The organism is Phyllobacterium sp. (assembly GCF_037994405.1).
GTDB lineage: Bacteria > Pseudomonadota > Alphaproteobacteria > Rhizobiales > Rhizobiaceae > Phyllobacterium.
In genome coordinates this window covers 1-9580 of sequence record NZ_JBBNAN010000078.1, presented here as the reverse complement: position 1 = coordinate 9580, position 9580 = coordinate 1, and the positions used below count along the sequence as shown (strand labels likewise).

General features: G+C 55.6%; 7 protein-coding genes and 1 pseudogene. 7 read left to right on the top strand and 1 reads right to left on the bottom strand.

Going from position 1 to position 9580, the window contains the following annotated elements; genetic code table 11:
- Positions 1–344: 344 nt before the first annotated feature.
- Positions 345–896 (bottom strand): GGDEF domain-containing protein, encoded by a 552-nt coding sequence (locus AAAC48_RS04620; protein ID WP_340653046.1) that lies wholly within the window; start codon positions 894–896, stop codon positions 345–347.
- 185 nt (positions 897–1081) lie between these two features.
- Between AAAC48_RS04620 and AAAC48_RS04615 the strand changes: the two genes are divergently transcribed.
- The 7 genes and pseudogenes from AAAC48_RS04615 to AAAC48_RS04585 form a co-directional block, all read left to right on the top strand.
- Positions 1082–1537, top strand: a complete 456-nt coding sequence (locus AAAC48_RS04615; protein WP_340653045.1) for a hypothetical protein — start codon at positions 1082–1084, stop codon at positions 1535–1537.
- 18 nt (positions 1538–1555) lie between these two features.
- Complete coding sequence (locus tag AAAC48_RS04610; RefSeq protein WP_340653044.1) at positions 1556–2098, top strand: MarR family transcriptional regulator; 543 nt, start codon at positions 1556–1558, stop codon at positions 2096–2098.
- 267 nt (positions 2099–2365) lie between these two features.
- On the top strand, positions 2366–3040 hold the full coding sequence (locus AAAC48_RS04605; protein WP_340653043.1) for a protein-L-isoaspartate O-methyltransferase: 675 nt from the start codon (positions 2366–2368) through the stop codon (positions 3038–3040).
- 145 nt (positions 3041–3185) lie between these two features.
- On the top strand, positions 3186–4580 hold the full coding sequence (locus AAAC48_RS04600; protein WP_340653042.1) for a TolC family outer membrane protein: 1395 nt from the start codon (positions 3186–3188) through the stop codon (positions 4578–4580).
- Between the two features lie 208 nt (positions 4581–4788).
- Complete coding sequence (locus AAAC48_RS04595; RefSeq protein ID WP_340653041.1) at positions 4789–5616, top strand: DUF2497 domain-containing protein; 828 nt, start codon at positions 4789–4791, stop codon at positions 5614–5616.
- 569 nt (positions 5617–6185) lie between these two features.
- Positions 6186–8972 carry a valine--tRNA ligase gene (locus tag AAAC48_RS04590; protein ID WP_340653040.1) on the top strand — a complete coding sequence of 929 codons (2787 nt, stop codon included), beginning with the start codon at positions 6186–6188 and terminating at the stop codon, positions 8970–8972.
- A 400-nt stretch (positions 8973–9372) separates the two neighbouring features.
- Positions 9373–9580 (top strand): annotated as a pseudogene (locus AAAC48_RS04585) (transporter); the annotation flags it as partial.

The window sequence follows — 9580 nt, the reverse complement described above, 5'->3', positions numbered from 1 at the left end:
GCGCGCACAGCTATCCTGGTGCCACTGCTATGCAGGCTTAGTCGACCCGATTTATCGGGTCAGGCGATCCTGTCCCGGAGCGCGGCCCCGAGGCGTCTTTGGGAAAAGAGGACTGTTGTTCCAATGGGCTGAAAGGCAAACAACAGCACATAGCGTTTATCGTTGCGCATAGCCATGGTTCTCTGTCAGCTTTTCAAAATGGAGTCTGACCGTAGTACGAGCAATGAGTTTCGATCAATGCACTGCGCGCAGTAGCAAGGATATCCCTGGCGAAGGTCGCTGTCGTCCGCGCGACTAAATTCAAGCCGCTTCTCGAAGAGACGAACGCCGATTTCCGGTCTAGCTTAGCTAGAGCGTCTTTCGGAATATCTGCGATACACGCCCTTTCCAGCTTTCTTGGCGATGTAGAGCGCCGCGTCGCCGCACCACAGCAGGCTTTCTGGCGTATCGCCATCACGCGGGGCAAGCGCTGCGCCGATTGTGACGCTGATTGCAACCGGTTCGGGGCGCCCAAGATCATAGGGCTGCGAGACCGTTCCGATGATGCGGTCGGCAATATTGGCAACCTCATTTGATGTGACCTGCAGCAGGACGATGGCAAATTCATCGCCGCCAATGCGATAGACCACATCATTCTTGCGCATGCATGATTGCAGGCGATCGGCCACGAGCTTGAGCAAACTATCGCCTTCGGCACGGCCGTATTGATCGTTGAAGTTTTGAAACCCGTCGAGATCAATGCATAGGATGGCGAACTGCAGCCGGTCGTCAAAGTCGCTTTGAGCATAGGATCCGCAAAGACTGTCGAGGTGTTCTTCAAGCGCGGCTCGGTCCGCCAGACCCGTTAGTTCGTCCTGGCTGACAGGAAGGTCGTTGAATCCTTTGATCTCAATCATTTGCTTCGAATTCCTATCGTTCGCTCGAACGATTCCATGCACTTGAAGTATAGAATGACAGGTGCAGCCAATCTGTTCAATCCCAGATTAATCCTACGGTTAAGGTGCTCTGCTCCAAATATTATCTTGATTATAAAGATATTTGATCGTAAAGATAATTCGCGAGTGAAACAGGAGGACGTCCTATGGGGACAAGCAGCTTCTTAACCGGGCTTGCCAGCGCATTGGCACTGATTGGAATTGGCGGCGGACTTTACGAGTTTTTGGTGGTGGATCCGTTCTGGCCGAAACGGCCGGACCTTATTCAGCCGTCGCGAGGAGGAATCGACCGCAAGCGTTTCTGGATAGCAGCGCATGTTGCGTTCGAACTGACACTTATCGCGGCCCTTGCAATGAGCTGGTCGGTGCCCGAGATTCGCGTGTGGCTTCTCGTCGCCCTCTGCAGCCACGCGATCATGCGTATCTGGTCGGCATTCGACTTCATCCCGAAGGCGCTGGCCTTTGAACGGGCCAGTGCAGAATCGTTCAGAGAGCGCGATGCCAGAAGCTGGGCAAAGCGAAGCCGCTTGCGTCTTCCGCTTGATATTGTCACCAGTCTTGCGACGCTGCTTGCTTTCGTTGCAGCAGTCAGACTTGGGTAGTCGAAGGATGAAGACAGAATGACGAAAAAGCCGCCCGGCTCCAGTGATGTATCGATATCCGATCTGGTGGAGCGTGTCAGTTTGGAAATCCGGCGCATGGGTGCTCACTCCGTGATGATGAGCCAGGTCATTGCGGACCGGTTCGGTCTACACACGACCGATCTCGAATGCCTCGACCTCATCAATATGCGCGGAAAGACAACCGCGGGAGAGCTGGCACAGGCAACTGGACTGACGTCCGGTGCAATGACTGCGCTGCTCGATCGTCTTGAGAGGGCAGGCTACATCACTCGGGTCCATGATTCTGCCGACAGGCGCCGCATCACGATTCAGGTGCGAGAGGAGGCTATCGAGCCGATCAAAACGGTCTATGCGCCGATAGGCGAGCGAATGGGTGCGCTTTGGTCGAGTTTCACCGCTGACGAGCTCAAGACCATTGCGCAATTTTTGGAGCGCAGCACCGATCTAGGGGTGGTTTGCATCGAGCAAATACGCAAGGAGACAGCATCCAAACCCGTGTCACGCAGGCGTCCGCGGGTAAACCGCCGCGCGATCACCTGAGATGGCCCGAACGAAAGCATGTGATGCACGAAGGCCTCAATCGACAAAGAATCGGAGGCCGGATGGCCGGCGCCGTTAGTCATTCATTGACGCTAACGGAAATTTTTGCCACATCCTGTGAATAAATTAGTAACTCTGTGAGAGGGTGATCGCGTGAGGGATCACCAACTTTTACAGACGACGGATTTGATGCGAATCTGTCAGAAGCATGTTACGCGCTTGCAAGTGCTTTGGTTGCAGGCGCCTTGCCAGGAAAGCTTGTAGACTATGACGCCAAATTTCGAAGACCTGCGGATCAAGATGGTCGACAATCAGTTGCGGACGACTGATGTGACCGACAAGCCGCTGCTTCAGGCTTTTCTTGATGTGCCGCGTGAGAAATTTGTGCCGGGTGCTCGCTTGCCGCTGGCCTATATCGACGATGATGTTCTGGTATCTGCGGCAACCGCCGGGTCGGGCGCGCGTTATTTGATGCAACCGTCGCCTTTCGCCAAGCTTGTTCAGCTTACCAATATCCAGCCGGACGATATTGTCCTCGATGTGGGATGCGCGACAGGCTATTCAGGGGCCGTGATTTCCCGAATCGCAGGTTCGGTGATCGCCCTCGAGAGCGACACGAACCTGGCGGATCAGGCGGCTGCCATATTGTCCGAATTGGGCTACGACAATGTTGCTGTGGTCAACGGATCGCTGGAACAGGGCTGCCCGTCCGAAGCGCCCTACGACGTAATTTTAATTGAGGGTAGCGTAGACCACGTTCCTGGTACATTATTCGAGCAGTTGAAGGATGGGGGGCGACTCGCGGTTGTCGAAGGGGCCGGAAATGCAGGCAAGGCAATGCTTTACGGAAAGAACGATGGGGTTGTTTCCGGGCGCCGTGCTTTCAATTCCGCAGTGAAACCGCTTCCCGGTTTTGAGAAGGTATCCGAGTTCGAGTTCTGACGGTGATCGATGAGACAAAAGTGCAACGGTTCGGTACTTTTGTTAGCAGAGCGGAAATTGTGCCTGTGGCCTTCTTGCCAATTGGCAGCTAATGAACGACATGTTGTCGAACCAATCGGTTCGGTTGGACGTGCAAGTTTAGAGAATGAAGGGGCTTATAGTGTTCTTAGCGGGTAAGCGAGTACTCACCGCAGCGCTGATGTCGGCGACGGTATTGGCCACTACGCCTTCGATGGCTGAAACAATCTTTGGCGCAATGGCCAAGGCCTACAACAACAATTCCACGCTCAATGCGGACAGAGCTGGCGTGCGTGTTACGGATGAAGGTGTTGCCGTTGCCAAATCCGGCTACCGGCCGGTCGTATCCGCCACTGCGGACTTGACCGCGACCGATCGCCGGCTCGATGGCGGTCGGCATGGCACGACCCAGGAAGGGACGTTCGGAATCCAGATCAACCAGACGCTGTTTGATGGATTCACCGTTAGCAACAACATCAAATCTGCCAAGACCCAGGTGCTTGCCGCGCGGGAAAACCTGCGCAACAACGAACAGAACCTGCTGTTCAGTGCTGCACAGGCCTATATGAACGTCTACCTTACCCGCCAAATCGTTATCTTGCGGCAGAAAAACCTAGAGTTCCTGGATGAACAATTGCGCGCTGCCAAGGCGCGATTCGACGTTGGTGAAGGAACCCGGACGGACGTTGCGCAGGCAGAAGCGTCAAAAGCGTCTGCTATCGCCACTTTGGATGCAGCAAAGGCCGATGAAAAAACCGCCGAGGCGACCTATATTCAGATCATTGGGGTGGCGCCGGACAAGCTTAAAGCAGCCGCGATGGCATCGAAATCATTGCCAAGATCCATGGATCAGGCGTTTGCGATTGCGTCCAAAAACCATCCGGCAATTCTCGCCAATCAGTATGCTGTAGACTCTGCCGGATATGCGGTGAAAGCCAATGAGGGTCAGCTTCTGCCGCAGGTCGGGCTGGTAGGTTCCGTTAACCGGGATGAAATTTTCCGGGGCAGTGACTTGGCCGCCGGAACCGACGCCACATCAGCTTCTGCCGGTATTCAAGTGACAATTCCGATCTACAATGGTGGCCGGACATCGGCACTCGTCCGCCAGTCCAAGGAAACACTTGGCCAGCGGCGCATTGAAGTCGACGTGGCGCGTGACAGTGTTCGTCAGGCGATTGCCCAGGCCTATTCGCAGATGGAATCGGCCAAAGCGCAGATCGTTGCGCAGCGGTCAGTCGTCGCTGCGGCGCAGCTCGCCTTGAATGGTGTTATCGAAGAACGCAAGGTTGGCCAGCGCACCACACTGGATGTGTTGAACGCGCAAGCTGATGTGCTTACGGGGCAAATCAACCTGGCCCAGGCTGAACGCGACAGCGTTGTGACAAGCTATGCGGTTCTGTCGGCGGTTGGCCGATTGACTGCATCGCAGATCGGCCTCCAGGTTGCGGAATACAGGCCGGAAGAGCACTACGACGCGGTCAAGGACAAGTGGATCGGGCTGCGGACTCCAGACGGTCGCTGATCCTCCTGGTTTTGCCGAGCGAAATATTTTGCCGCCAGCGTCACCGCTTGGCGGCAAATTTGTTTTTAAGACGCATAGAACCAGAAAGAAAATCTGTGGGTTAGCTCCAAACATTTCGCCGAAGGATTCTCAAACACATTACAAGCCTCTACACTGAATGCAGATTCGTTGCAGCGCAATGAAACAAGATGTAGTGGGCAAGAGCATCATGGCACAATCATCCAGCGTCGCACGGGAACCCTCCATGGAGGAGATTCTCGCATCGATCCGCCGTATCATCGAGGAAAGCGATACGACGCGCCCGGACGATGTTCCGCCAGCTCCCGTCAATACCGATGTTCCATCGGCCAGTGCTGCTTCGATGCCCCAGCCAATGGATCCTTACAGCGACGCAGAAATGGAATTGCCACCACGCGAAGGCATCGCCGTAATGTCGGCCACACCGGCATCGTTCGAACCGCCGCTTGGCAGGGCGTCTTCGCCACTTCAGTCAAAACTGGTGGAGCGGGAGACTGGTCAAGCAATCGCGAAGGCGCAAACGCCAGAGCAGCAGGGCGCCGAAGCGCCGACGCAACAGGAAGTGTCGCAGCCTGCCGAAACTTTTGATAGTCCCCCCCTGTCCCACGCGGCGCCGAAGGTAATGCCCGAAGCAGAAAACCTTGTGTTGCCCGAGCAGGAAGTTGCTGCGGAATTGGATCATGCGGTATTTGACGTGCAGCCGGTTGAATTGACCACGGCTTCGTCAGGGGCGTCGGCCGATCCTGCTTCTGATACCGCAACGGACAACGAGGTGTCGCTTGATCTGGAGCGGGCGCTTGAGCCCATCCTCTCCGAGGCGGCCGAGCGTCAGGTGAGTTCTGCCTTCGAGGACTTGACGTTCGCTGTCCGCAATGAACAACGGCGTTCGTTTGACGAGATCGCGCAGGAGATCATGCGTCCCTTGTTGCAGGATTGGCTTGACAATAACCTGCCGACGCTGGTCGAACGCCTCGTGCGCGAAGAGATCGAGCGGGTTGCACGAGGCGGCAGGCGCTGAACTCTTGGATGGTACAATCCGCCGTTCTCAACCGCCCTTAAGGACCTTGGCCGTGTTGTGCGTAAGAGGTGGATGACTGAACGAATTTATATCTCGCTCGGTCAATTTTCCACTGGTATCCCGTTCACAATGTTTCTGCAAAGCGCCGTCGGCATCTGTGACAGGCTCGTGTCTGTCAGGCCAGCCCAGAACTTGCGACGTTCGAGGGAACTCTCCGCAACATAATTTGAACAGTTGGCGATCTGGTCAGCCGTTACGCCAGTCGTTGCGAAATATTTCTGTTTCGCTTTGTATTGGGTCTCTCTCTGGTCTTTGATTTGGGCATCGGAAACGCAACCAGCAAGCGTTATTATGACAATGATTGGTGTGACCACATACGCTAATTTCATAGAAACCTCGTGGATGAATTCCGTCCAAGTAATCGCGGCGGTTGCAATGAGGCAATTGTCCGAATGTAGGATTTCGCGCTTTCTATGTGATTGGGTTAACGACACGTCAGCATTGACTTCTAGGCGGCCATTCGGTTTACACCGTAGCCAACCCTTTCCGCAAAATGACGGACTATTTTTATGCTTGAGAAGACGTATGACGCCGCGGCCGTAGAGCCGGAGATCGCAAAGCGCTGGGACGATGCCGGCGCCTTCAAGGCCGGCGCAGGCTCGAAGCCGGGCGCCGATCCGTTTGCGATCGTTATTCCGCCGCCGAACGTGACCGGCTCCCTGCATATGGGGCACGCACTCAACAACACGATTCAGGACATTCTTGTCCGCTTCGAGCGCATGCGCGGCAAGAACGTACTCTGGCAGCCGGGCATGGACCATGCGGGCATCGCCACGCAGATGGTTGTCGAGCGGCAGTTGATGGAACGGCAAGAGCCGGGCCGCCGCGCAATGGGGCGTGAGAAGTTCGTCGAGCGCGTGTGGGAATGGAAAAATGAATCCGGCGGCATCATTGCTGGTCAGCTAAAGCGTCTCGGCGCCTCCTGCGACTGGTCGCGTGAGCGCTTTACCATGGACGAGGGGTTGTCAAAGGCAGTTCTTGAAGTCTTCGTCACGCTCTACAAGGAAGGCCTGATCTACAAGGACAAGCGTCTCGTCAACTGGGACCCGAAACTCCACACCGCCATTTCCGACCTTGAGGTCGAGCAGCGTGAGATCAAGGGCCATCTGTGGCATTTCCGCTATCCGCTGGAAAACGTGGCGTTCGATCCGCAAAATCCGCATACCTACATCGTCGTTGCAACGACGCGGCCTGAAACAATGCTCGGCGATACCGGCGTCGCGGTGAACCCTGACGATTCCCGCTATCATGCCCTGATCGATAACAATGTCGTTCTGCCGTTGGTTGGACGCCATATTCCGATTGTTGCCGATGACTATGCTGATCCGCAAGCAGGATCCGGTGCGGTCAAGATCACGCCCGCGCATGATTTCAATGATTTCGAAGTCGGCAAGCGCAATGATCTGCGCCAGATCAATATCCTCAATATGGATGCGAGCATTCATCTGAAAGACAATGATGAATTCCTTGAAGGTCTGGAGCCGTCGAGGAATCTCACTCAACTGATTCATGTTCTGGACGGCAAGGATCGTTTTGCCGCACGCAAGCTGATCGTAGAGATGATGGAAGAGGGCGCTTTCCTCGAGAAGGTCGAGGAGCACACGCATATGGTCCCGCACGGCGATCGCGGCGGTGTGCCGGTCGAACCTTTTTTGACGGACCAGTGGTATGTGAATGCGGCTGAGCTTGCCAAGCCGGCGATTGCCAGCGTGCGCGAAGGCCGCACCAATTTCGTGCCGAAGAACTGGGAAAAGACCTATTTCGAGTGGATGGAGAATATCCAGCCCTGGACGATCTCGCGCCAGCTCTGGTGGGGTCATCAGATCCCGGCCTGGTACGGCCCGGACGGCCAGGTATTCGTTGAGCGCAGCGAAGAAGAGGCGCTCAGCGCCGCCATCCAGCATTATCTCGCACACGAAGGGCCGATGAAGGCCCATGTCGAGAACTTGATCGAGAACTTCAAGCCCGGCGAAATCCTGACGCGCGATGAGGATGTGCTCGACACATGGTTCTCATCGGCGTTGTGGCCGTTCTCAACGCTGGGCTGGCCCGACAAGACGCCGGAGCTTGCCACCTATTATCAGACCGATGTGCTGGTCACAGGATTTGACATCATCTTCTTCTGGGTTGCGCGGATGATGATGATGGGCCTGCATTTCATGAACGAAGAGCCATTCCATACGGTGTACGTGCATGCATTGGTCCGCGACAAGAACGGCGCCAAGATGTCGAAGTCGAAGGGCAATGTCATCGATCCGCTGGAGCTGATCGACGAGTATGGCGCCGACGCGCTACGCTTCACCCTGGCGATCATGGCGGCGCAGGGCCGCGATGTGAAGCTCGATCCAAGCCGTATCGCCGGCTATCGCAATTTCGGCACCAAGCTGTGGAATTCGACACGCTTTGCCGAGATGAATGGTGTGACACGCGATCCATCTTTCCGCCCGGAAGATGCAAAGCTTACGGTCAATCGCTGGATCCTGACGGAACTCACCAATACGGTGCGCGATGTTACCGATGGTATCACCAGCTATCGCTTCAATGAGGCGGCGGGTGCGGCCTATCGCTTTGTCTGGAACCAGTTCTGCGACTGGTACATCGAATTGTTGAAGCCGGTGTTCAACGGCGAGGATGCCGAGGCAAAGGCCGAAGCACAGGCCTGTGCCGCCTATGTGCTCGATGAGATCTATAAACTTCTCCATCCCTTCATGCCGTTCATGACCGAAGAGCTGTGGGCACATACGGCGGGCGAGGGGCAGGTCCGTGAGACGTTACTGTGCCATGCACCTTGGCCGGCGCCAGATTTCCTCGATGCCGAGGCGGCGGCCGATATCAACTGGCTAATCGACCTGGTCACAGGCATTCGCTCCGTGCGCGCCGAGATGAATGTTCCGGCATCGGCGGTTGCACCACTGGTGGTCATTGGTGCCAACGAAGTGACGAAGGAGCGTCTCCAGCGTCACGAGGCTTCGATAAAGTGGCGGGCACGCGTCGAGACAATCACGCTGGCGGACGAAGCGCCGAAGGGTTCAGCGCAGTTTGTTATCGGCGAAGCTACGGCCTGTCTGCCGCTCGGCAGCCTGATCGACGTAAATGCGGAGGTTGCCCGGCTGACGAAGGAAGCCGGCAAGATCGCCGATGAATCGGACAAGATCGGCAAGAAGCTCAGCAACGAGAAGTTCGTCGCCAATGCTAAGCCGGAGATTGTCGAAGCCGAGCGCGAGCGACTTGCCGAACTTCAGGCTGCTGCCGAAAAGATCGAAACTGCGATTCGGCGGGTTCGCGAAGCCGGGTGAGAGGAATATGGATTTTCCGCATCATGCGGCCAATCCCGATTGAATCAAATCGAGACTTCCCCTTGCAAGGCAGGGGGAAACTCCCCATTTCAGCCCGTGAAAAAGCCCCAATTTTGTCATTTTTGAACGCCGTTGCATTTGAGCAACAACGGCGTTTTTTGCATGAAAATCGCACATTTTCGCTCTAACCCTTTCGGATTAGTCGGAAAAATGCAGAACAGCGCGCGGGAAATCGCGAAATTTTCGGATTCTTCGATTCTGCACCGCTGCATCGGTAAATTGGTCCTTCGCAAACTCGTTGCACGTTCCGTGAGCTTTGTTACCTATTACGTATTGGTAACAATTTTGCTGAACTGTTGCGTGCGTTCAGGAAGTTTTTGAGACTTTCGGGGGAGGACTGATGTCTAAGGCTATTTCAACAATTTTGGGTGGGGTGCTGCTGGTAACCGGTGTAGCCTCTGCTGCTCAGGCTGGGGGGCTCGAGCGCGGAGGCTACAACTGGGAATTGCTGTTCGAGCCAGGTCGCTTTGCATCGGAAGCTGGCGCTATCTATGTCATGCCTGATCGCAAGATCGAAAACGCGCACGACACCAACCCTCGTAATGGCC